The sequence below is a fragment of the Leifsonia sp. Root227 genome (assembly GCF_001428745.1).
GTDB lineage: Bacteria > Actinomycetota > Actinomycetes > Actinomycetales > Microbacteriaceae > Leifsonia.
On record NZ_LMIO01000002.1, the window covers coordinates 435,846 to 457,756 of the forward strand.

At 68.9% G+C, this 21,911-nt stretch carries 19 protein-coding genes; 13 read left to right on the top strand and 6 right to left on the bottom strand.

All coding sequences use genetic code 11. The features are described from left to right. Window positions 1–4 precede the first annotated feature (4 nt). Both ASE16_RS06975 and ASE16_RS06980 read right to left on the bottom strand, forming a co-directional pair. A complete protein-coding gene (locus ASE16_RS06975) occupies window positions 5–1,897 on the bottom strand; it encodes a YhgE/Pip domain-containing protein (RefSeq protein ID WP_082581290.1) in 1,893 nt (630 codons plus the stop codon). Next, window positions 1,894–4,821, bottom strand: a complete 2,928-nt coding sequence (locus ASE16_RS06980) for an MMPL family transporter (protein WP_082581291.1) — start codon at window positions 4,819–4,821, stop codon at window positions 1,894–1,896. The genes ASE16_RS06975 and ASE16_RS06980 overlap by 4 nt, the downstream gene beginning before the upstream one ends. Window positions 4,822–4,942: 121 nt before the next feature. Between ASE16_RS06980 and ASE16_RS06985 the strand changes: the two genes are divergently transcribed. Further along, the gene (locus ASE16_RS06985; RefSeq protein WP_235500404.1) at window positions 4,943–5,602 is read left to right on the top strand and encodes a TetR/AcrR family transcriptional regulator; all 660 of its coding nucleotides are present in this window, start codon (window positions 4,943–4,945) and stop codon (window positions 5,600–5,602) included. Between the two features lie 87 nt (window positions 5,603–5,689). Further along, window positions 5,690–6,580 carry an SGNH/GDSL hydrolase family protein gene (locus ASE16_RS06990; RefSeq protein WP_082581292.1) on the top strand — a complete coding sequence of 297 codons (891 nt, stop codon included), beginning with the start codon at window positions 5,690–5,692 and terminating at the stop codon, window positions 6,578–6,580. Here ASE16_RS06990 and ASE16_RS06995 read toward each other — a convergent pair. Next, the gene (locus ASE16_RS06995) at window positions 6,555–7,370 is read right to left on the bottom strand and encodes a sugar phosphate isomerase/epimerase family protein (RefSeq protein WP_082581347.1); all 816 of its coding nucleotides are present in this window, start codon (window positions 7,368–7,370) and stop codon (window positions 6,555–6,557) included. The genes ASE16_RS06990 and ASE16_RS06995 overlap by 26 nt on opposite strands. A gap of 213 nt (window positions 7,371–7,583) precedes the next feature. Here ASE16_RS06995 and otsA point away from each other — a divergent pair, with 213 nt between their 5' ends. The 7 genes from otsA (at window position 7,584) to ASE16_RS07030 (ending at window position 16,041) form a co-directional block, all read left to right on the top strand. Beyond that, complete coding sequence (otsA, locus tag ASE16_RS07000; protein ID WP_321164239.1) at window positions 7,584–9,062, top strand: alpha,alpha-trehalose-phosphate synthase (UDP-forming); 1,479 nt, start codon at window positions 7,584–7,586, stop codon at window positions 9,060–9,062. Window positions 9,063–9,120: 58 nt separating this feature from the next. Beyond that, window positions 9,121–9,933: a trehalose-phosphatase gene (otsB, locus tag ASE16_RS07005; RefSeq protein WP_055892773.1), complete on the top strand. Its 813-nt coding sequence runs from the start codon at window positions 9,121–9,123 to the stop codon at window positions 9,931–9,933. Between the two features lie 72 nt (window positions 9,934–10,005). Continuing rightward, window positions 10,006–11,700, top strand: coding sequence for a dihydroxy-acid dehydratase (ilvD, locus tag ASE16_RS07010; RefSeq protein ID WP_055892776.1), 1,695 nt, complete (start codon window positions 10,006–10,008; stop codon window positions 11,698–11,700). Window positions 11,701–11,749: 49 nt separating this feature from the next. Then, the gene (locus ASE16_RS07015) at window positions 11,750–13,558 is read left to right on the top strand and encodes an acetolactate synthase large subunit (RefSeq protein ID WP_235500405.1); all 1,809 of its coding nucleotides are present in this window, start codon (window positions 11,750–11,752) and stop codon (window positions 13,556–13,558) included. Between the two features lie 2 nt (window positions 13,559–13,560). After that, window positions 13,561–14,070 carry an acetolactate synthase small subunit gene (gene ilvN / locus ASE16_RS07020; protein ID WP_055892785.1) on the top strand — a complete coding sequence of 170 codons (510 nt, stop codon included), beginning with the start codon at window positions 13,561–13,563 and terminating at the stop codon, window positions 14,068–14,070. Between the two features lie 90 nt (window positions 14,071–14,160). Continuing rightward, on the top strand, window positions 14,161–15,189 hold the full coding sequence (ilvC, locus tag ASE16_RS07025; RefSeq protein WP_055892789.1) for a ketol-acid reductoisomerase: 1,029 nt from the start codon (window positions 14,161–14,163) through the stop codon (window positions 15,187–15,189). A gap of 123 nt (window positions 15,190–15,312) precedes the next feature. After that, window positions 15,313–16,041, top strand: a complete 729-nt coding sequence (locus ASE16_RS07030) for a copper homeostasis protein CutC (protein WP_055892793.1) — start codon at window positions 15,313–15,315, stop codon at window positions 16,039–16,041. 9 nt (window positions 16,042–16,050) lie between these two features. On the opposite strand, the gene ASE16_RS07035 is transcribed toward ASE16_RS07030, so the two are convergent. Then, the gene (locus ASE16_RS07035) at window positions 16,051–16,512 is read right to left on the bottom strand and encodes an anthrone oxygenase family protein (RefSeq protein WP_055892797.1); all 462 of its coding nucleotides are present in this window, start codon (window positions 16,510–16,512) and stop codon (window positions 16,051–16,053) included. 58 nt (window positions 16,513–16,570) lie between these two features. Here ASE16_RS07035 and ASE16_RS07040 point away from each other — a divergent pair, with 58 nt between their 5' ends. Next, complete coding sequence (locus ASE16_RS07040) at window positions 16,571–17,260, top strand: TetR/AcrR family transcriptional regulator (RefSeq protein WP_200949587.1); 690 nt, start codon at window positions 16,571–16,573, stop codon at window positions 17,258–17,260. A 33-nt stretch (window positions 17,261–17,293) separates the two neighbouring features. Here ASE16_RS07040 and ASE16_RS20080 read toward each other — a convergent pair whose 3' ends face one another. Continuing rightward, the gene (locus ASE16_RS20080; protein ID WP_055892799.1) at window positions 17,294–17,683 is read right to left on the bottom strand and encodes a DoxX family protein; all 390 of its coding nucleotides are present in this window, start codon (window positions 17,681–17,683) and stop codon (window positions 17,294–17,296) included. Window positions 17,684–17,870: 187 nt separating this feature from the next. On the opposite strand from ASE16_RS20080, the gene serA reads away from it, so the two are divergent. The 3 genes from serA (at window position 17,871) to ASE16_RS07060 (ending at window position 21,303) form a co-directional block, all read left to right on the top strand. After that, on the top strand, window positions 17,871–19,463 hold the full coding sequence (serA, locus tag ASE16_RS07050; protein WP_055892802.1) for a phosphoglycerate dehydrogenase: 1,593 nt from the start codon (window positions 17,871–17,873) through the stop codon (window positions 19,461–19,463). 201 nt (window positions 19,464–19,664) lie between these two features. Beyond that, window positions 19,665–20,030, top strand: coding sequence for a YciI family protein (locus tag ASE16_RS07055; RefSeq protein ID WP_157480181.1), 366 nt, complete (start codon window positions 19,665–19,667; stop codon window positions 20,028–20,030). Between the two features lie 34 nt (window positions 20,031–20,064). After that, window positions 20,065–21,303 carry an RNA polymerase sigma factor gene (locus tag ASE16_RS07060; RefSeq protein WP_055892811.1) on the top strand — a complete coding sequence of 413 codons (1,239 nt, stop codon included), beginning with the start codon at window positions 20,065–20,067 and terminating at the stop codon, window positions 21,301–21,303. Window positions 21,304–21,333: 30 nt separating this feature from the next. Here the strand turns inward: ASE16_RS07060 and ASE16_RS07065 are convergent, their stop codons facing one another. Next, window positions 21,334–21,885 carry a TetR/AcrR family transcriptional regulator gene (locus ASE16_RS07065; protein WP_055892814.1) on the bottom strand — a complete coding sequence of 184 codons (552 nt, stop codon included), beginning with the start codon at window positions 21,883–21,885 and terminating at the stop codon, window positions 21,334–21,336. Window positions 21,886–21,911 lie beyond the last annotated feature (26 nt).

The window sequence follows — 21,911 nt, forward strand, 5'->3', positions numbered from 1 at the left end:
GGGACTACTCGGCGGGGAGGAGCTGGGCGACGCGGACGATGCGTTTGCGGGCGACGGCGATGAGGGAGAGCGCGAAGCCGAGGGCCGCCCAGAGCAGCAGACCGCCGAGGCCACGCCAGACCCCGTCCGTCGACTCCACCACACCGCGGAACGCCGTGATCGCCGCCGAGGTCGGGAACCACTGCATCGCGCTGGTGAAGAACCCTGGCACGGTCGACACGATCCCCGCCGCGAGCGTCACCACGACGACGAGCATCGACACGAACCGGCCGATGCCGCCGAGCAGCGCCACGAGCCCGTGGTTCACCGCAGCGAAGGCCACCCCGACGGCCATCGCGACGCCGGCGAACCCGAACCAGTGACCGACATCGAGCGACAGCGCGAACTGCATGATGCCCGCCACGAAAACGCCCTGCACGGCGCCGATCGCGGCAGCGGGAAGGAAGCCGTCGAGGGCGATCCTGCCGGATGCCCTGGTGGTGAGGATCGCCCTGCGGGACACCGCCTGCAGCACCAGGAAGGTCGCGAGCGCACCGAGCCACAGCGCGACAGCGCCGAACAGCGGGATGCTCGACTGGCCGAACCCGCTTGTGTCCGTGGACTTCTGCGTCACCGGCTGCGACGCGACGGTGGCGAGGTTGGAGCGCTCGTCGCTGGAGTAGCTCGGCAGCTTGGCCGTCGCCTCGGTGAGCCCTGAAGCGAGGGACGCGGTGCCTGCGCTCGTCTGGTCCGCCCCTGTCGCCAGCCCGGTCACGCCGGTGGCGAGCTGCTGCGCTCCGCCGGCGAGCTGCGATGCGCCCGACGCCGACTGCGCTGCTCCGGAGGCGAGCTGATTCGCGCCGGACGCGCTCTGTCCGATCCCTGCTGTGAGCGCCGGCATCCCCGCCGCGAGCTGCTGCGTCCCGGTGGCGACGGAACCGGCCGCATCCACCAGGCTCGGGTTGCCGCCCTGACCGGTGGTCATCCCTGCGATGGTCTGCTGGAGCCCGGCGCAGATCGGGTCTGCCGCGCCGTGCACGGCCGTGCACCCTGCCGCGAGCTTCTGCAGCCCGGCGACGGTCGCGTTCACGCCGCCGGCCACGCCGGAGGTGCCGGCGGCCAGCTGCTGGGTCTGGGCGGGAAGGGCGGCCGTCTGCTGCTGCAGTGTCGTCAGACCTCCCGCGAGCGACGAGACGCCGTCCGAGAGCTGGCCGACGCCGCTCGACAGCGAGGATGCGCCCGATGCCAGCTGCGTGGATGCGTCGCCGAGCTGGTGCGCACCCGCCGCGAGCTGCGACACCCCTCCCGATAGCTCCGTCGCTCCGCTGGCCGCCTTCGCGATCTGGTCGTGCAGCGTGTTGAAGCCGACGTAGACGTTCTCCAGGTAGGTGGAGGTGAGCTGCTTGTTCAGCACGGAGGTCGCCGTCGTGGTGACCGCCTGACTGATCGCAGGGTCGACCAGCTTGGACTTCTCGCTGGTCTGCACGTCGATGGTCGCCTGCTCGGCGTCGGCGGCGGAACCCGACGGGGAGGTGGCGGCCTTCGAGAAGTCTTTGGGGATGGTGACGACCGAGACGTACGTTCCGTCGGCGAGCCCGGCGTCCGCATCCTTCTGGTCGGTGAGCACCCAGCTGTAGTTGTCGCTCTTGCCGTTGAGCAGGCCGGCGGAGAGCTGGCGGCCGAGCGGCACGGTCTGGCCGTTGATCTGCACGGGCTGGTCGAGGTTGACGACGGCGGCCTTCACGTCGCTGAGCCGGTCTGTCGGGTTCCACAGCGCCCAGACGAGCAGGCCGCCGATGACGAGCGGGACCAGCAGCAGTCCGGCGATGGTGAGCCAGGTGACGCGCCGATCGGTGCGCATCCGTTCGAGGGAGAACAGGGAGCGCGGGCGGCGGAGCTGGGAGGTCGGGGTGGTCATCGGACGATCGCCTTCTCAGTGGTGCTGTCTGTCGTGCTGTCTGTGATGCTTGCCGCGGTGTGCGCAGGCGCCGTGTGCTGGCGGACGGTGTGCTCGCCATCGTGGTCGAGCTGGTCCGTCACGACGATCGAGGTGGGGTCGACGCTGTCCGGCAGCACGTCGTCGAGACCGGCGGGGTCGACCACGCTCACGACGAGCGCGAACGGGCGCTCCTCGATCCGCGCGCGGTTCACGGCGTCGGAGAGCTCGTACCGGATGCGCCTGCGCTCCACCGGATCCGTGATCGCGTCGACGGAGTCGATCGCCAGCACCTGCGGGTGGCCGGCCAAGGCTCTCCTCACATCGTCGACGGGGGTCTCCGTCGCGCCGAGTCGGACGACGGCGGTGCGGGAGCGCACCCCGGCCGCCCTGGTCGGCAGGGCGAGGCCTGCGACCTTGATCGTGCCGGCGTCCGGCTTCGTGCGCCCGGTGATCGCCATGAGCAGCGCGAGGGACGCCGTGCGGTCGTCGCCGTGCACGACGAGCACGTCGCCGTCCGAGATCCGGAACGAGACGTCGGAGAACAGGCGACGCCTCTTCGCACTGATCGCCAGGCCGTCAGCAGCGGCGATGTAGCGCCCGCCCGGCTCCGGCCAGTCGGCCAGGTCGAGCTCCTTCTGCAGGCCGTCGCCCTCCACGTCGAAAGACGGCAGGATGCGGTCGAGCCAGCGCGGCATCCACCAGGCTTTGTCGCCGAGCAGCTTGAGAACGGCGGGCACCAGGGTCATCCGCACGATGAACGCATCGACGAAGACGCCGACGGCAAGCCCCAGGGCGATCGGTTTGATAGAGGTGTCGCCCTCCGGCACGAACGCTGCGAAGACCGAGATCATGATGATCGCGGCGGCCGTCACGACCTTCGCGGAGCCGACGAACCCGCTCTCGACGGCGCGCCTGGCGTTCCCGCCGTGCACGTAGTCCTCGCGGATGCGGCTGACCAGGAACACTTCATAGTCCATCGCCAGCCCGAACAGCACGCCCATCAGGATGATCGGCATGAAGCTGATCACCGGGCCGGTCTTGGCGACGTTGAGCGCATCCGACAGCCAGCCCCACTCGAAGACGACCGTCACCGCTCCGAAGGCGGCACCGACCGACAGCAGGTAGCCGAGCGCTGCCTTGATCGGAACAGCGATCGAACGGAACACCATCGTCAGCAGCACGAGCGACAGTCCCACGACGAGGATGCCGAACGGCAGCAGGGCGCCGCCCAGCCGGTCGGAGACATCGATCTGCGCCGCGGTGTTGCCGGTGACCTTGAGGTCGACGCCGTACTCGTCGAGGAAGTGCTGGTGCTTGGCGCGGATGTCGGAGACGAGCTGCGCCGTCTTCTCCGAGTCAGGGCCGGTGGTCGGGATGACCTGCACGATGCCGGTGTCCGCCGTCTGGTTGGGCGTGGCGAGGGGCACGGCCGCCACACCGGGCATGTCGGCGAGCTCGTCGCCGATCTTCGTCATGAGGCCGACAGGGTCCGTGCTGGAGATAATCGAGCCTGTGACGATCAGCGGACCGTTGTATCCGGGGCCGAAGTGCTCGGAGATGAGGTCGTACGCGATGCGGGCAGGGTCGTCCTCGGCGTGCGAGCCGGCGTCCGGCAGGGCGAGCCTGAGTTGCGCGGCAGGGATGGCGGCGATGCCGAGCACGGCGACGACGGCCACGATCGTGACGATCGGGAACCTGGTCACGGTGCGCACCCAGCCGCGGAAGAACCCAGGAGGAACGTCGGCCTTGGCCGCGTGCGCGAGCGTCGGCGCGGATACGCCGGCCGCGGGCTCTGCTGCGGCCACGGTCGTGTCGACGGCGGCTCCGGATGCGCCTGCCGCCTTCGCCGCGCGCCGCGCTGCCCGCTTGGCCGCTCGACGGCCCGGCGTGATCCTCGCCCCCGCGAACCCCAGCAGCGCAGGCGTCAGCGACAGCGAGATGAGCACGGCAACGGCGACCGCTGCTGCTGCGGCGACGCCCATCGTCGTCAGGAACGGGATGTTCGCCACCGACAGCCCGAGCAGCGCGATGATCACCGTGATCCCTGCGAACAGCACGGCCGACCCCGCCGTCGCCGTCGACCGCGCGGCGGACTCCTCCGGATCGACCCCGGCCTTCAACTGGCTCTGATGCCTGGAGATGATGAACAGCGAGTAGTCGATCCCGACCGCGAGCCCCAGCATCAGCGCGAGCAGCGGCGTCGTGGACGAGATGGGCCCGAACAGGGTGGCGATGAAGATGAGCGCCATCGACAACCCGACCCCGAGCAGAGCGGTCAGCAGCGGCATCCCTGCGGCCAGGAACGAGCCGAAGGTGAGCACCAGCACGACGAGCGCGATGCCGACGCCGAGCAGCTCTGTGAGGCTGAGGGTGGGCAGGCTCTGAGAGAAGAGCTGCCCGCCGACGGCGACCTGCGACCCGGCCGGAAGCTGCTTCTGGAGCGCGGTGCCCGCATCCTGCAGGTCGGTCTTGGTGTCGGAGGGGACCGTGGTGATCTGGCCCTTCAGCTGCACGGTGACGATGGCGGCGGAGCCGTCGTCGGAGATGGAGCCCTTGACCTGGTCGCTGTACGGATCGGTGACGCCGGAGACGCCATCGAGCTTCTTCAGCTGCGCGACGGTGTCCTCGACCGGCTGTTTGACCCCCGCGTCCGTGACGGAATCGCCCTTCGGTGCGACGACCACGACCTGCGCCGAGGTGCCGCTGACCTGCGGGAAGGTGCGGCTGAGCGTGTCGAGCGCCTCCTGCGACTCTGTGCCGGGGATGCTGAACGAGTTGTCCGTGCCCTGGTTGAACAGCACAGCGCCGCCGCCGAGGGCGACGAGGAGCACGATCCAGAGGGAGACGACCAGCTTGCGGGCGCGAAACGCCCAGCGGCCGATCGAATACAGAATCGAGGACACGCGTTCTCCTAGATAATCGGGTGAAGAGTGAGGCAGTGGGGTTCGATACACCGTCGTATCCGATACCCGAATGTATCGGATACACTGGTGTATCCGGAACTCAGTTCAGGAAGGTTTCAGCTTGGAAACGACAGCTCTCAGAGAGGAAGCGCCGGCCGAGTCCGCGCGCCGCCAGAAGACCAGGTCCCGCCTGCTCGACGCCGCGTTCGACATCTTCGCCGAGCACGGCGTCCACGCCGCCAGCGTCGAGATGATCACGGAGGCCGCCGGCTTCACCCGCGGCGCGTTCTACTCCAACTTCTCCACCAAGGAGGAGCTGTTCTTCGCCCTGATGGAGCGCGAGATGTCGATGCGCATCCAGCAGCTGAGGGCCGGCGTCGCGCAGTACGTGGTGCCGAACGAGGACGACACCGCGGCCCTCGGAGACGACGAGGTCGTCGAGATCATCACCAAGGTGCTCGAACTCCAGTCAGACGACCGCCGCTGGTGGCTGGTGCAGACCGAGTTCCTGCTGCTCGCGCTCCGCGATCCCGCGATCTCCGCCGACTTCCTCCACTCGCAGGATGCGTTCTTCGCCCAGCTCACAGACATCGTCGTGGAAGCGCTCGAGACCGCCCACCGCCGCTTCACCATCGCCCCGGAGGAAGCGGTCCGCGTGATCGCAGAGCTCTGCGCGAACGGCGAGGCGCGCGCGCTGCTCTCCGGAGACGAGCGCACCTTCCCTGAACGGCTCTCCGCGAGCGTGCCGGCGGTGCTGCTCGCGCTGACAGAGCGCGTCTGAGCGCCTGCCGCAGTTCGCACACCGCGTTGAGCCGCAGCACGGCGTGCATCGAGCCCGCCCCCAGAATGCGCAGGTAACGTAGACCGGATGCGACGCAGAGCCATCGTCATCCCGATCATCGCCGTGGTCGCTGTCTGCGCGCTCGCCGGGGGAGCCGCCATCGCCTGGTCGGCGAACGCCGGCGGCGACGACGGCATCCGTGCAGGGGCGCCTCTCCGCCAGGAGACGACGCCGACACCCACGCCCACCGTCGATCCGTTCCCCGACGAGCCGCTGACGCCGGACACGCGCTATGTGGCACTCGGTGACTCGTTCGCCGCCGGAATGGGCGCAGGGGACGAGACCGGCCGGTGCGTCAGCAGTCCGAAGAGCTACCCGGACGTCTTCGCGGAGGAGTCCGGTGTCGACCTGATCGCGAACGCATCGTGCAGCGGCGCGACCACCTCCGACCTGCTGAAGCGTCAGCTCATCGCCCTCGACGACCGCACCGATCTGGTCACCCTCAGCATCGGCGGCAACGACCTCGGCGTCGCCGACATCGCCAGCGACTGCGCAGCAGGCAAGGCCATCCCGTGCCGGAACGAGCTGTCCTCGGCACTGTCGCTGCTCAACGTCCTGCCCGACCGATTGGATGCGGTCTACACCGCCGTCGCGAAGGCGGCGCCGAACGCGCGCATCGTCGTCACCGGTTACGCGCTCATGTACGACGCCTCCGACCCGAACGCCCCGGACTTCGGGCTGGCGGCCGCCATCAACGCCGCGACCGTCGGCCTCAACGAGGTCATCCGCACGGCGGTGGACGAGCAGCGGGCCAAGGGCGTGCCGATGATGTTCCTCGGCGTGAACTTCGACGGACACGGCATCGGCAACAAGACCCCGTGGGTCAACACGACGGGCTTCGCCGCGTTCCACCCCACCGCGGCCGGCTACCGGGAGTACGCGAGCGCGCTGATCAGGACGCTGGGGAAGGCGCAGTAGTCGACCCGGTGTGCGCTCTGGCGAACTCGAGCGTCTCCCCGAGCATCCCGAGCCGTTCGTCGTCCGTGCGTGCCTTACGGGTGTTGACCTCGGCGACGATGCTGCCTGACCAGCGGCGGTCGGCGAGCATCCTGAGCACCTCGGCGACCGGCTCGCCGCCGTGACCAGGCAGCAGATGCTCGTCGAAGACGCGGTTCTCGTCCAGGGGGCCTGAGCCGTCGCAGAGATGCACGTGCCGCAGGCGGTCGCCGAGTTCCGTGGCCAGCGCGAGAGAGTCGACGTTGCTGAGGGCGGCGTGGGAGAAGTCGAGAGTGACGGCGTCGCAGTCCATGGCCGCCGGATTCCAGCCGGGGGAGTACGCGCCAAGCGCCCTCCCGGCGAGCTTCCACGGGAACATGTTCTCCACGGCGATCTCCGTGCCGCTCGCCGCCGCGGTCTCGCGCACGATCGCCAGGAAGTCCTCCGCGTATCCCGACTGCCAGCGGAACGGAGGATGCACGACCACCGTGTCCGCGCCGACCGACGCCGCCAGCTCCGCCGACCGCTGCAGCTTCACCTGCGGGTCGCGCCCCCAGACGAAGTGCGTCAGCAGCAGCACGGGCGCGTGGACGGAGAGGATGGGCATCCCGTACCGGCCTGACAGGGTGAGCAGCGCATCCGGCGACTGGGTGGTCTCGTCGCGGGTGACCATCACCTCGACCCCGTCGAAACCGGCCTCCGCCGCGTAGCGGAAGCCGTCCTCGACCCCGAGCGGGTAGACGCACGACGTGCTCATGCCGATTCGCATCACGCGCGTCACTGTACCCACGGGGCCTGAACGCCGCATGACCGCCCGGAGAACGCCGGCGGCGCACAGGCGCCCTGGGTGGGGCTAGAACACGCTGGTACCCTGGCATACAGTGCGCAATGGCCGCGACCCAGACGGATTGGACACACCATCACACCCCACCCAAGCTCCTCCACGACCACCGAATCCACCGCGGAGTCCGAGACGTACGAACTCGTGATCGTCTCCAACAGGCTCCCCGTCGACCGGGTCACCGACGACGACGGCACCGCGAGCTGGCGGCCGTCGCCCGGGGGACTCGTCGCCGCACTGGAGCCCGTGATGCGGGCGGAGGACGGCATCTGGATCGGCTGGGCGGGCGTCGCGGACGAGGACATCGATCCGTTCGAAGCCGACGGGATCAACATCCTTCCCGTCCGGCTCAGCGAGCAGGACCTGCAGGAGTACTACGAGGGTTTCTCGAACGACACCCTCTGGCCGCTCTACCACGACGTGATCGCCCAGCCGAGCTTCCACCGCGAGTGGTGGGACACCTACGTCAAGGTCAACCAGCGGTTCGCGGATGCGGCCGCCGAGGTGTCGGCCAAGGGTGCGGTGGTCTGGGTGCACGACTATCAGCTCCAGCTCGTGCCCGCCATGCTGCGTGCGCAGCGACCCGACCTGGTGATCGGCTTCTTCAACCACATCCCGTTCCCGCCGTACGGGATCTACTCGCAGCTCCCGTGGCGCAGGCAGATCATCGACGGGCTGCTGGGAGCGGACGTGATCGGTTTCCAGCGCGTCGCAGACGCTGGCAACTTCTCCCGCGCCGTCCGGCGGCTCAAGGGCTACGAGACGCGCGGCCCGATCATCGAGGTGCCGATCGACACGGACGATCCGGATGCAGGGTCGCACCGCCACGTCACCACGAACAAGCACGGCGGCCTGGCGCGCACCGTCCTCGCCAGGCAGTTCCCGATCTCGATCGACGCCGAGCGCTACCAGGAGATGGCCAAGCGGCCGGAGATCCAGGAGCGCGCCCGCCAGATCAGGGAAGAGCTCGGCAACCCGGAGAAGATCCTGCTCGGCGTCGACAGGCTCGACTACACCAAGGGCATCGGGCACCGGTTGAAGGCGTTCGGCGAGCTCCTGGCGGAGGGGAAGCTCGACTCGGAGCACGTCACCCTCGTGCAGGTCGCGAGCCCCAGCAGGGAGCGCGTCGAGACGTACATGCAGCTCCGCGACGAGATCGAGCTGACGGTCGGCCGCATCAACGGCGACTACTCCACGCTCGGCCACACCGCCATCGCATACCTCCACCACGGCTACCCGCGCGAGGAGATGGTCGCCCTCTACCTCGCAGCGGACGTGATGCTCGTGACCGCCCTCCGCGACGGGATGAACCTGGTCGCCAAGGAGTACGTCGCCACCAGAGCGGACGACGACGGCGTGCTCGTGCTCAGCGAGTTCGCCGGGGCATCCGACGAACTCCGCCAGGCCCTCCTCATCAACCCGCACGACATCGAAGGGTTGAAGGAGACCATCCAGCAGGCCATCGCGATGCCGAAGCGCGAGAGGACCAGGCGGATGCGCGCCCTGCGCAAGCGCGTCCTCACCAACGACGTCGCCAAGTGGTCGGCCTCGTTCCTCGACGCGCTCACCCGCAGCGCCCACGGTGACCACCCGCTGCAAAACCCGCCCGTGAACAGGCGCTGAGCCGCATCCACCGACCTCGCGCCCGTGCAGGGCGACACGCACGACCAGAGAAAGCAGCATGACAGACACCGCCCCCGCAACACCGTCCGCCTCCGCCGTCGCCCTCGTCGACGCCCTCCGCGCGTTCGCCTCGACGGAGCGGATGCTCCTCGCGCTCGACTTCGACGGCACGCTCGCCCCGTTCGTCGACCGGCCGAAGGCGGCCAGGATGCTCCCGCAGGCCAAGGAGGCGCTCGACCGCCTGGAGGCGCTGCCGAACACCTGGGTCGCGTACATCTCCGGCCGGCCGCTCTCCAGCCTCGAGATCGTGACGGAGGCCGACGCCGACGCGCTCCTGATCGGTTCGCACGGCGTCGAGATCCGGTTCGGCCGCGACGGCGTCTCCCTCGACCTCAGCGTCACGGAGCAGGAGACCCTGCAGAAGCTCGGGGACGTGCTCGGCGCGCTCGTCGAATCCATTCCAGGCACGAGACTGGAGACGAAGCCGGTCGGATTCGGGGTGCACTACCGGCTGCTCGACGGTGACGAAGGCGCGAAGGCCGTCGAGGCTGCGTACGCTGCCGCGGCGTCCGTCAGCGACGACCTCACCATCCGCGACGGCAAGGACATCATCGAGTTCTCGGTGCGCGGCGCCAACAAGGGCGACGGCATCGAGCGACTGCGCGAGTACACGAAGGCGACGGCCGTGCTGTTCGCCGGAGACGACGTGACGGACGAGGACGGCTTCGCCGTGCTCCGGCCGGGTGCAGGCGACGTCGGCATCAAGGTGGGCGAGGGGGAGACCGCCGCGCAGTTCCGCCTGTCCGACGAGAACGCCGTCGCGACCATGCTGACGCTGCTCGCCGACGCACGCAGTTCCTCCGCAGCCTGACCGTTCAGCGGCTTCTCCACAGACCTGGGACATATGTTCAGAGCAGCATCTGGGACGTCCTAGAGTTGATCCATGCCTGACATCGATTGGAAACCGCGTTCGCGCGTCGTCACCGACGGAATCGAAGCAACCACGAGCCGCGGGATGCTTCGGGCTGTCGGAATGGGCGACGCCGACTGGGAGAAGCCGCAGATCGGAATCGCGAGCTCCTGGAACGAGATCACCCCGTGCAACCTGTCCCTCGACCGCCTCGCGCAGGGGGCGAAAGAGGGCGTGCACTCCGGCGGGGGATACCCGCTGCAGTTCGGCACCATCTCCGTCTCCGACGGCATTTCGATGGGCCACGAGGGCATGCACTTCTCGCTCGTCTCGCGTGAGGTCATCGCCGACTCCGTCGAGACCGTCATGATGGCGGAGCGTCTCGACGGCACCGTGCTGCTCGCGGGATGCGACAAGTCGCTGCCCGGCATGCTCATGGCCGCAGCGCGCCTCGACCTCTCTGCGGTGTTCCTGTACGCCGGTTCCATCGCGCCCGGCTGGGTCAAGCTCTCGGACGGCACGGAGAAAGACGTCACGATCATCGACTCCTTCGAGGCGGTCGGCGCCTGCAAGGCGGGCAAGATGAGCGAGGAAGACCTCAAGCGCATCGAGTGCGCCATCGCCCCTGGCGAGGGCGCCTGCGGCGGCATGTACACCGCGAACACCATGGCCTCCGTCGCCGAGGCGCTCGGCATGAGCCTTCCCGGCTCCGCGGCGCCGCCGTCGGCCGACCGTCGCCGCGACTACTTCGCCCACCGCTCCGGCGAGGCCGTCGTCAACCTGCTGAAGCTCGGCATCACGGCGCGCGACATCCTCACCAAGAAGGCGTTCGAGAACGCCATCGCCGTCGCGATGGCGTTCGGCGGCTCGACCAACGTCGTGCTCCACCTGCTCGCCATCGCCCGCGAGGCGGAGGTCGACCTCACGATCGACGACTTCAACCGCATCGGAGACAAGGTCCCGCACATCGGCGACCTCAAGCCGTTCGGCAAGTACGTCATGAACGACGTCGACCGCCACGGCGGCGTCCCCGTCGTCATGAAGGCTCTGCTCGACGCCGGCCTGCTGCACGGCGACTGCCTCACCGTCACCGGCAAGACCGTCGCGGAGAACCTGGCCGAGATCAACCCGCCTGCTCCGGACGGGGAGGTCATGCGCTCGCTCGACAACCCCATCCACGCCACCGGCGGCATCACCATCCTCAAGGGCTCTCTCGCCCCGGAGGGCGCTGTCGTCAAGACGGCCGGCTTCGACGCCGAGGTGTTCGAGGGTCCTGCTCGCGTGTTCGAGCGCGAACGCGGAGCCATGGATGCGCTCACCGAGGGAACGATCAAGGCGGGCGATGTCGTCATCATCCGCTACGAGGGCCCCAAGGGCGGGCCGGGGATGCGCGAGATGCTCGCCATCACCGCGGCCATCAAGGGCGCGGGCCTGGGCAAGGATGTACTACTATTGACGGACGGACGATTCTCAGGCGGCACAACCGGCCTGTGCATCGGCCACATAGCACCCGAAGCGGTGGACGCAGGTCCCATCGCCTTCGTGCGCGATGGTGATCTGATACGGGTCGATATCGCGGCTCGCTCCCTCGACCTACTTGTCGACGAGTCAGAGCTGACCGCCCGCCGTGAAGGCTGGGCGCCTCTTCCCCCGCGCTATACCCGTGGCGTCCTCGCGAAGTACTCCAAGCTCGTGCACTCCGCAGCGGAGGGCGCGGTCACGGGGTAGCTCCGCTTCCTCGCATCATCCGTTTCGTACGTAAGGGACTCGCCCACACATGTCCTCGGAACCTAGTTCTCCCAGTACCGTGTTGCCATCCGCGACGCCTGGAAAGGCGTCGCCCGAATCACTGACGGGCTCGCAGTCCGTCGTCCGCACCCTGGAGCTCCTCGGCGTCACCGACGTCTTCGGGCTCCCAGGTGGGGCCATCCTCCCCATCTACGACGCGATCATGGACTCCACCAAGATCCGTCACATCCTGGTCAGGCACGAGCAGGGAGCGGGCCACGCCGCAGAGGGCTACGCATCGTCGAGCAACAAGGTCGGCGTGGCGATGGCCACCTCCGGCCCTGGCGCGACCAACCTCGTCACGGCCATCATGGACGCGCACATGGACTCCGTCCCCGTGGTGTTCATCACCGGTCAGGTCTTCTCCACACTGATGGGGACGGACGCCTTCCAGGAGGCCGACATCGTCGGCATCACCATGCCGATCACCAAGCACTCGTTCCTGGTGAAGAGCGCGGAGGACATCCCGGCGACCATCGCTGCGGCGTACCACATCGCAGGAACGGGCCGCCCAGGTCCCGTGCTCGTCGACATCACCAAGGACGCGCAGCAGAACACGGTGCCGTTCATCTGGCCGCCCAAGCTGGACCTGCCGGGCTACCGGCCGATCACCAAGGCGCACGGCAAGCAGATCCTCGCGGCGGCACAGCTGCTCGCCGAGGCCAAGAAGCCCATCCTGTACGTGGGCGGCGGCGTCATCCGGTCCCGCGCATCCCAGGAGCTGCTCGAGCTCGCCGAGGTCACAGGTGCGCCGGTGACCACGACGCTGATGGCCCGTGGCGCCTTCCCCGACTCGCACAAGCAGCACCTCGGGATGCCGGGGATGCACGGCACGGTTCCCGCCGTGCTCGCGCTGCAGGAGGCGGATCTCATCGTGTCGCTCGGAGCGCGGTTCGACGACCGCGTCACCGGCAACACCTCGCTGTTCGCCCCGAACGCGAAAGTCGTCCACGTCGATGTCGACCCGGCTGAGATCTCCAAGATCCGGATCGCAGACGTGCCCATCGTCGGCGATGCCAAAGACGTCATCGTCGATCTGACCGCCGCCTTCACGGAGGCAACGAAAGAGCACGCACCGGACACGGTCGAGTGGTGGACGTACCTGAACGGGCTCCGCGAGGAGTTCCCGCTCGGCTTCGCCCCGACGACGGACGGCCTGCTCGCCCCGCAGCACATCATCAAGCGGATCGGCGAGCTGACCGGGCCGGAAGGCGTCTACGTCGCGGGAGTCGGCCAGCACCAGATGTGGGCAGCGCAGTTCATCAAGTACGAGCGCCCCAACGCCTGGCTCAACTCCGGCGGCGCCGGCACGATGGGGTACTCCGTGCCGGCCGCGATGGGCGCCAAGGTCGCCCAGCCCGACCGCGTCGTGTGGTCGATCGACGGCGACGGCTGCTTCCAGATGACCAATCAGGAGCTCGCCACCTGCACGATCAACAACATCCCGATCAAGGTCGCGATCATCAACAACTCGTCGCTCGGCATGGTGCGGCAGTGGCAGACGCTGTTCTACGACGGCCGGTACTCCAACACCGACCTGAACACCGGCCACGACACCGTGCGCGTCCCCGACTTCGTGAAGCTGGCAGAGGCGTACGGCGCTCTCGGCATCCGCGTCACCAAGGAGGAAGAGGTGGATGCGGCGATCAAGCTCGCGCTGGAGACCAACGACCGCCCCGTGGTCATCGACTTCGTCGTGAGCGCGGACGCCATGGTCTGGCCGATGGTCCCGCAGGGCGTCAGCAACAGCTACGTCCAGTACGCCCGCGACCACAGCCCGGCCTTCGGAGAGGAGTAACCATGAGCACGCACGTTCTGAGCCTCCTCGTCGAGGACAAGCCGGGTCTGCTGACCCGCGTCGCAGGCCTGTTCGCCCGCCGCGGCTTCAACATCGAGTCTCTGGCGGTCGGTACGAGCGAGGTCGACGGCCTCTCCCGCATCACCGTCGTGGTGGATGTGGAAGACCTCCCGCTCGAGCAGGTCACCAAGCAGCTCAACAAGCTGATCAACGTCATCAAGATCGTGGAGCTCGACCCTGCGCAGTCCGTGCAGCGCGAGCACCTGCTGATCAAGGTGCGCGTCGACAACACCACCCGCTCGCAGGTGCTCGAAGCCGTCAACCTGTTCCGCGCCCGCGTCGTCGACGTGGCGACGGACGCCCTCGTCATCGAGGTCACGGGCGACAGCGGAAAGACCCAGGCGCTGCTCAAGGTGCTCGAACCGTACGGGATCAAGGAGATGGCGCAGTCCGGCCTCCTCGCGATCGGGCGCGGCTCGAAGTCCATCACAGAGCGCGTCTTCAAGAACTAACTCGTCTGTCCGGGCGACGAGAGATTCAACTCGCCTGTCCGGGCGACGAACGACTCACTGCAGAACCACACGAACAAGGAGAATCCACCAGTGGCTGAGATCTACTACGACAACGATGCAGACCTGTCGATCATCCAGGGCAAGAAGGTCGCCGTCATCGGCTACGGCTCGCAGGGTCACGCGCACGCGCAGAACCTCCGCGACTCCGGCGTCGAGGTCGTCATCGGCCTCAAGGAGGGCTCGAAGTCGAAGCCCAAGGCCGAAGAGGCAGGCTTCCAGGTCCTGAGCGCCGCGGACGCAGCGAAGTGGGCGGACGTCATCGTCATCCTCGCGCCCGACCAGGTGCAGCGTCACCTGTACGCCGACGACATCCAGCCGAATCTCGAAGATGGCAACGCGCTCGTCTTCGGCCACGGCTTCAACATCCGCTTCGGCTACATCGAGGCGCCTGAGGGCGTCGACGTGATCATGGTCGCACCCAAGGGCCCAGGCCACACCGTGCGTCGCGAGTACGAGGCCGGCCGTGGCGTTCCCGTGATCGTCGCCGTCGAGAAGGACGCCACCGGCAACGCGTGGCCCCTCGTCCTCAGCTACGCCAAGGGCATCGGCGGCCTTCGCGCAGGCGGCATCAAGACCACCTTCACCGAGGAGACCGAGACCGACCTGTTCGGTGAGCAGGCCGTTCTCTGCGGTGGCGTCTCGCAGCTCGTCCAGTACGGCTTCGAGACCCTGACCGAGGCCGGCTACCAGCCGCAGGTCGCATACTTCGAGGTGCTGCACGAGCTCAAGCTCATCGTGGACCTGATGTGGGAGGGCGGCATCGCCAAGCAGCGCTGGAGCGTGTCCGACACCGCTGAGTACGGCGACTACGTCTCCGGCCCGCGCGTCATCGACCCGCACGTCAAGGAGAACATGCAGGCCGTTCTCGCCGACATCCAGTCCGGCGCGTTCGCCGAGCGTTTCATCGCCGACCAGGACGCAGGGGCTCCCGAGTTCCTCGCACTCCGCAAGAAGGGCGAGCAGCACCCGATCGAGGCCACCGGCCGCGAGCTGCGCAAGCTGTTCGCCTGGAATGCGTCGAACGACGACGACTACGTGGATGGCGAGGTCGCCCGCTGATCGTCGCCTGAGCGACCGACTGGCTAGTCTGGAGAGGTGCCGCTTCCGCCCGCGCGGAGGTCGGCACCTCTTCTGTCTTTCCCGGCCGCCGGTCCGCGTCGGCTTGATCATTTCGGAGGTTCCGTGTCCCGTCGACTCGCCGTCGAGATCGCCGTCCAGGACAGGGCGGGCGTACGCGTCGCCCTCGAGGCAGGAGCCGACCGCATCGAGCTGTGCTCCGCGCTCGGCGTCGGCGGCCTCACTCCGTCGGCCGCCCTCATCCAGGCGGCGGTCGAGGAGGCCGCATCGGCGGGACGCGACGGTTTCGTGCACGTCCTGATCCGGCCGCGCGCCGGTGGCTTCGTCTACGACGCTGACGAGGTGGAGCTCGCGGTGGCCGACATCCGGTTCGCCAGGGAGGCGGGAGCATCCGGGGTCGTGGTGGGCGCGCTCGACGGCATCGGCGCTGTCGACACGGACGCCGTCGCACGCTTCGTCGAGGCCGCGGGCGCCCTCGACGTGACCTTCCACCGCGCCATCGACATCGTTCCCGACCCGCTCGGCGCGCTCGACGCCCTCGCTTCGCTGGGCGTCCGGCGCATCCTGACCTCGGGCGGAGCATCGCGCAGCGTCGACGGCGTCGGGATGCTCGCCGCCCTCAGCGCGGAGTCGGCCGGTCGTGTGCAGATCATGGCGGGCGGGGGAGTGAGCGTCGCCGACATCGCCGCCATCGCGGTCACGGGCGTGGATGCGGTCCACCTGTCGGCGCGCACCACCGTCACCGGGTCGCCGTCCGGCCCAGGCGGGGGTGACGCGGCGTACGACGTCACTGACGCGGCGGTCGTGCGCGAAGCGATCGCGGCCGCGGGCTGAGCCCGCGCGTCAGGCCGGGGAGACCACCGCAGCCACGGCGAGCAGCGCCAGGGCTGCGACGCCTGGCACCACGCGCAGCAGGTGGAACGAGACCCACCGGTCGCGGCGCTCCTGCCAGTCGGCGGGCAGCGTGTCGACCGTCCAGGTCTCGATGGACTTCACGATCGGCACCTCGACCGTCATCGTGACGACGAGGGTGAGCGCGAGGAGCACGAACGCGATGCCGGCCAGGATCAGGGTCGCCGGCTGTCCGAACGCCGCCACCACGACGACCGCGATGGTGGACAGAAGCGTGAGCGGCATGAGCAGCGTCATCACGGGCGCCAGGTTGGCGCTCAGTCGGCGGACGAGCGGCAGCAGCACGGCGGGCTCGAAGGTCGCGATCGTGCGGGTCAGCGCGATCCACGGTCCCCAGTAGACGCCGACCACCAGGGCGACGAGCACGATGCTGACCACGATGAGGATGGACATGGCACTCCTTCACATAATTACAGTCACAGTATAAATCGTGTTGCTGTAAAATCATCGGGTGAGCGATCGAACGGTGGTCTGGGAGCACGACGACGCAGGGAAGAAGCTCGGCCTGCGCGAGCAGAAGAAGCGCAGGATGCGCCGCCTGCTCTCCGACACGGCCACCGAGCTGTTCGTCGAGCGGGGCTTCGACGCGGTCCAGGTCGCGGAGATCGCCCGGGCCTGCGGCGTCTCAGAGAAGACCGTCTTCAACTACTTCCCGAGCAAGGAGGCGCTGCTGCTCGACCGTGGCGATGCCACCAGCGCCGGTCTCCAGCGTGCCCTGGAGGACCAGACGGCACCCGCCTCCGCAGCGGTCGCTGCCATGCTCGACGGCGAGCTCGGACGCCTCACGGCCTGGATCGACGCTCAGCCGGATCCGCGCGAGGCGTACAGGAAGACCGCCAGGTTCGGCGACCTGATCGCCGAGACCGCGTCGCTGCGCGCGCACCAGCGCGAACAGCTCGACACTCTGGTCGTCCAGGCGAGCGGACTGCTCGCGCGCCGCTACGGCTATGCCGCCGACGACCCTGAGCCGCGGATCGCGGCGGTGGCGCTGATCGGCCTGGTCGAGATCCAGGCGCTCGCGCTGCGCCGAGAACTCGTGCTGGGGACGCCCGGCGCTCGCCTGCGCGCGGCGGTGGCGGGCGACGTCAGCCGCGCATCCACTGTCGTCGCTGCGGTCGAGGGGCGGCTCGGAGCGCGCTGAGGCCGCGGCCCTGGGCGCTTCGCCTCGCGCTGATCAGAGCGCGCAGAACACGCACAGCGCGATGAGCAGCAGCTGCAGCAGCAGGCGCGGCACGAGCGGCGTGCCGAACGCGCCGAACCGGTCGGGGTGGCGCGCTGCGTACGCATTCGCGGGGAACACCGCCACCAGGAAGATCACCAGGCAGATCGCCGCTGCGACACGGGTCGCAGGCACCAGCAGCCCGATGCCGCCCGCCAGCTCGCACACCCCGGTGAACGCGACCAGCACTTTCGGGGAGAGCGGGCCGCTCCAGCGCATCCTGGGCGGGATCATCGCCGCCATTCCGCGTGCTGGGCCCGGGACGAAGTGCAGCACACCCATCCCGATGAAGACGCAGGCCAGTGCGATCCGCACGACGAGCTGGGCGATATCGAAGGCGGTCACGCTTCCCAGTCTGCACTGTCCAGCGACCTGCTGGATGCGCGGCCCGCGCGCAGGCGGCGCCGGGAACGCCGCGTAACGCGGCGAAAGGAGCTCCCGCGCAGCCGGTAGAGTTGAGGCGATCCGCGCCCCGATGACCTGTGGCGCTTTCTCCCAAGCCAGCCTCTGCAACTCTGTAAGGAACTGCCACGTGACAAAGCCGGTCGTGCTGATCGCCGAAGAACTTTCGCCCGCCACCGTCGACGCCCTCGGGCCGGACTTCGACATCCGCACCGTGGACGGCACCGACCGTCCAGCGCTGCTCTCCGCCGTGGCGGACGCCGACGCCATCCTGGTGCGTTCAGCGACCAAGGTCGACGCCGAGGTCATCGGCGCAGCCCCCAAGCTGCGCGTCGTCGCCCGCGCTGGCGTCGGGCTCGACAACGTCGACATCAAGTCGGCGACCAACGCCGGCGTCATGGTCGTGAACGCCCCGACCTCCAACATCATCTCGGCCGCCGAACTCACCGTCGGCCACATCCTGAGCCTCGCCCGCCACATCCCCGCCGCGCACAACGCACTCGCCCAGGGGCAGTGGAAGCGATCGAAGTACACCGGGACCGAGGTCTACGAGAAGACCGTCGGCATCATCGGCCTCGGCCGCATCGGCGCGCTCATCACGGCCCGCCTGCAGGCGTTCGGCACCAAGGTGATCGCCTTCGACCCGTACGTCACGTCCGCGCGCGCCCAGCAGCTCGGCGTGCAGCTCGTCACGCTCGACGAGCTCCTCGCCGAGGCCGACTTCATCACCATCCACATGCCGAAGACACCGGAGACCACCGGCATGATCAGCGACGACCAGCTCGCGCTGATGAAGCCGACCGCGTTCATCGTCAACGTGGCCCGCGGCGGTCTGATCGACGAGGACGCGCTCTACCGCGCCCTCTCCACCAAGTCCATCGCCGGCGCGGGGCTCGACGTGTTCGTCACCGAGCCGCCCACCGATTCGCCGCTGCTCGCGCTCGAGAACGTCGTCGTCACCCCGCACCTCGGAGCATCCACCGACGAAGCGCAGGAGAAGGCGGGTGTCTCCGTGGCCAAGTCGGTGCGGCTCGCGCTGTCCGGCGAGCTGGTCCCGGATGCGGTCAACGTCGCAGGCGGCGTCATCGACCCGTACGTGCGCCCCGGCATCCCGCTGGTCGAGAAGCTCGGCCAGGTGTTCTCCGGCCTCGCGCACAGCCCGCTCACCAGCGTGGACGTCGAGGTGCGCGGCGAGCTCGTCGACTACGACGTCAGCGTCCTCAAGCTCGCGGCGCTGAAGGGCATCTTCACCAACGTCGTCAGCGAGACCGTCTCCTACGTGAACGCCCCCCTGCTCGCCGACCAGCGCGGCATCGAGGTGCGTCTCATCACCGACTCTGTCAGCGAGGAGTACCGCAACCTGATCACCCTGCGCGGCGCGCTCAGCGACGGCTCGCAGGTGTCGGTGTCCGGCACGCTCACCGGCACGAAGCAGATCGAGAAGGTCGTCGAGATCAACGGCTACGACGTCGAGGTCCCGATCGCAGAGCACCTCATCGTCATGGTCTACGACGACCGCCCCGGCATCGTCGCGGTCTACGGCCACGAGTTCGGCGAGGCCGAGATCAACATCGCAGGCATGCAGATCGCCCGCACGTCGGCCGGAGGCAAGGCGCTCAGCGTGCTCACGGTCGACTCGCGCATCCCGGAGGGTCTGCTCGAGAAGGTCAAGGTCGCGATCAACGCCGACCTGATGCAGGAGATCGACATCACCGAGTCCTGACCGGACCCGAACGCTGCACTCCGTTCGGACGGAGAACCCGCGCGCCACGCCGCGGGATTCTCCGTCCGAACGGAGTTTCGTGCATCCGGAGCCGGAATCTCCTTCTGAAAAAGTTCGGCGGGCTGTCGATTTCCGCGGTTGACTGACGTCGTAGTGGTGTTCACATCCGCTGCGCGCGAGCGCGAGAAGCAAGGAGACATCATGTCGGAGGAATACGTCCTGCTCATCAGGGAACCGAACTGGGACCCGACCTCGATGACAGAAGAGCAGTGGGAGGCCGGGATGGCCGGCCACCGGGCGTTCCAGGATGCGGTAGTCGCGGCCGGAGAGAAGATCCTCGCCTCGAACGCTCTGCAGCCGGTCAGCGCCGCCACCAAGATCACCCCGCAGGACGGCGGCGCCCCGCTGTTCACGGACGGCCCGTTCGGGGAGACCCGCGAGGTGGTCACCGGGTTCTACAGCTTCACCGCCGCCACGCCCGAGCAGGCGAAGCAGCTGGCCGCGCTCGTGCCGACGGACGGCTGGACCGAGCTGTACCCCGTCCTGGTGCTCGACAGGGTCAACTGATTGTGCCGGTGGTCGCAGCTTGTTTGAATGGGCTGTGACCACCGCCATCGAGCGCGCCTTCCGCACGGACGCCCCGCGCATCCTTGGGGCGGTCGCCCGCACCGTCGGCGACCTCCTCATCGCGGAGGACGCCGTGCAGGAGGCGTTCGCCCGCGCTGTCGCCGAGGCGTCGGCCGGGCGCGAACCGGCGAACCCCGCCGCCTGGATCACGACGGTCGCCAAACGGATCGCCGTCGACGCGCGACGCAGGGAGAGCACGGCGGCGCGCGCCGCACCCATGCTCGCCGCCGAGGCGGCCCGCGCGGCCGACCGGCAGGCGGAGATCGACATGCAGGCGAACGAGGTGTTCACCGGGGACGAGCGGCTGGAGCTCATCCTGCTGGTCTGTCACCCCGAGGTGGCGGAGGAGACGCGCGTCGCGCTCGCCCTGCGGTTCGTCTGCGACGTGCCGACCGCGCAGGTGGCCGAGGTGTTCCTCGTGCAGGAGGCGACGATGGCCGCGCGGCTCACTCGCGCGAAGAAGCGCATCCACGACTCGCGGCTGCGGTTCAGGGCCGGCGACGACGCCGACCTCGCCGCCAGGCTCCCGGATGCGCTCACCACCATCTACCTGCTGTACACGGTCGGTCACGCCCGCGCAGACGGCCGCCTGCGCACCGCGGGCATCGAACTGGCCAGGGATGCGTACCGCCTCCGCCAGCAGGACGACGAAGCGGCCGGACTGCTCGCGCTGCTGCTGCTCACCGAGGCGAGGCAGACCACTCGCCTGTCCGACGCCGACGAGTTCGTCACCCTCGCCGAGGCAGACCGCTCGCTCTGGAACGCGGCGATGCTGGCGGAAGGGGAGCGGCTCGCCACGGTCGCGCTGACCACGGCCGCGGCCGATGGGCCTGGCCGGTTCGCGCTGCAGGCGGGGATCGCCGGGCTGCACGGACTGTCGCCCACCTGGGAGAGCACGGACTGGCCGGCCATCGCGCGACTCTACGACGGACTGGTGCTGCGCTGGCCGTCCGCAGCAGCGCAGCTCGGCCGCGCCGTGGCGCGCGGGTACAGCCCCGACGTCGGGCCGGAGGCGGCGCTGGCGGAGCTGGACGCGCATCCCGAGCTGTTCGCCGGGGTGGTCGCCGCTCAGGCCCTCGCCGTGCGCGCAGATCTGTTGCGGCTGGCCATGGATGCGCGGGCCGGGGAGGCGTATGAGCGCGCGGTCGACGCAGCCCAGGATGCGCGGGTGCGGCGGTTCCTGGAGAAGCGGCGCGACGCGCTCGGCGCCTGACCGTCGGCCGCGCCTGTCGGCCGGCCCCTGTCAGCCGGCGGGGGAGTCCGCCAGGCGCTTCACCAGCTCGATCACCCTGTCCATGTCGGTCTCGCTGCGGAGCACGGCGTTCGTGTCGGGGAGCAGGGCGGTGTTGTAGTACATCCCGTCGCCGATCAGCATGATGACGCGGGCCACCAGTGGGTCTCCGACCGTGGACTCCAGGATCTCCAGCCAGGAGCGCTGCATGGCGGACAGCGCGTCCCGTGCCCGGCTGTCGGCGCTCTGGGCGAGCCGGGCGACGGCCACGATGGAGCGTTCCAGGTCGTTGTCGGTGGGGACGGACGTGCGGATGAAGTAGGCGACGGGGCCCTCCGGAGCCACCCGCATCCGTTCGAGGTCGGCGTCGACCTGGGAGCGCAGCCGGTCGAGGACGCCGTCGACCATCGCGTCCTTGGAGGCGAAGTGATAGAGCAGGCCGCCTTTGGAGACGCCGGCGCGCGCGGCGACGGCGTCGAGGGTCGCTGCGCGCTCGCTCTGCTCTCCGAGCAGTTCTTCGAAGGCGTCGAGGATGCGATCGCGGGCGGAGGGGGTGTCTGCCATGACGCCATCGTAGCCCGTCGGGGTTG

What these genes read in the sequence shown, in the direction of transcription:
- ASE16_RS06975 (WP_082581290.1), bottom strand. Translation starts at nt 1,897, where the DNA reads ATGACCACCCCGACCTCCCAGCTCCGCCGCCCGCGCTCCCTGTTCTCC.
- ASE16_RS06990 (WP_082581292.1), top strand. Translation starts at nt 5,690, where the DNA reads ATGCGACGCAGAGCCATCGTCATCCCGATCATCGCCGTGGTCGCTGTC.
- otsB (WP_055892773.1), top strand. Translation starts at nt 9,121, where the DNA reads ATGACAGACACCGCCCCCGCAACACCGTCCGCCTCCGCCGTCGCCCTC.
- ilvD (WP_055892776.1), top strand. Translation starts at nt 10,006, where the DNA reads ATGCCTGACATCGATTGGAAACCGCGTTCGCGCGTCGTCACCGACGGA.
- ASE16_RS07015 (WP_235500405.1), top strand. Translation starts at nt 11,750, where the DNA reads ATGTCCTCGGAACCTAGTTCTCCCAGTACCGTGTTGCCATCCGCGACG.
- ilvN (WP_055892785.1), top strand. Translation starts at nt 13,561, where the DNA reads ATGAGCACGCACGTTCTGAGCCTCCTCGTCGAGGACAAGCCGGGTCTG.
- ASE16_RS07035 (WP_055892797.1), bottom strand. Translation starts at nt 16,512, where the DNA reads ATGTCCATCCTCATCGTGGTCAGCATCGTGCTCGTCGCCCTGGTGGTC.
- ASE16_RS07055 (WP_157480181.1), top strand. Translation starts at nt 19,665, where the DNA reads ATGTCGGAGGAATACGTCCTGCTCATCAGGGAACCGAACTGGGACCCG.
- ASE16_RS07065 (WP_055892814.1), bottom strand. Translation starts at nt 21,885, where the DNA reads ATGGCAGACACCCCCTCCGCCCGCGATCGCATCCTCGACGCCTTCGAA.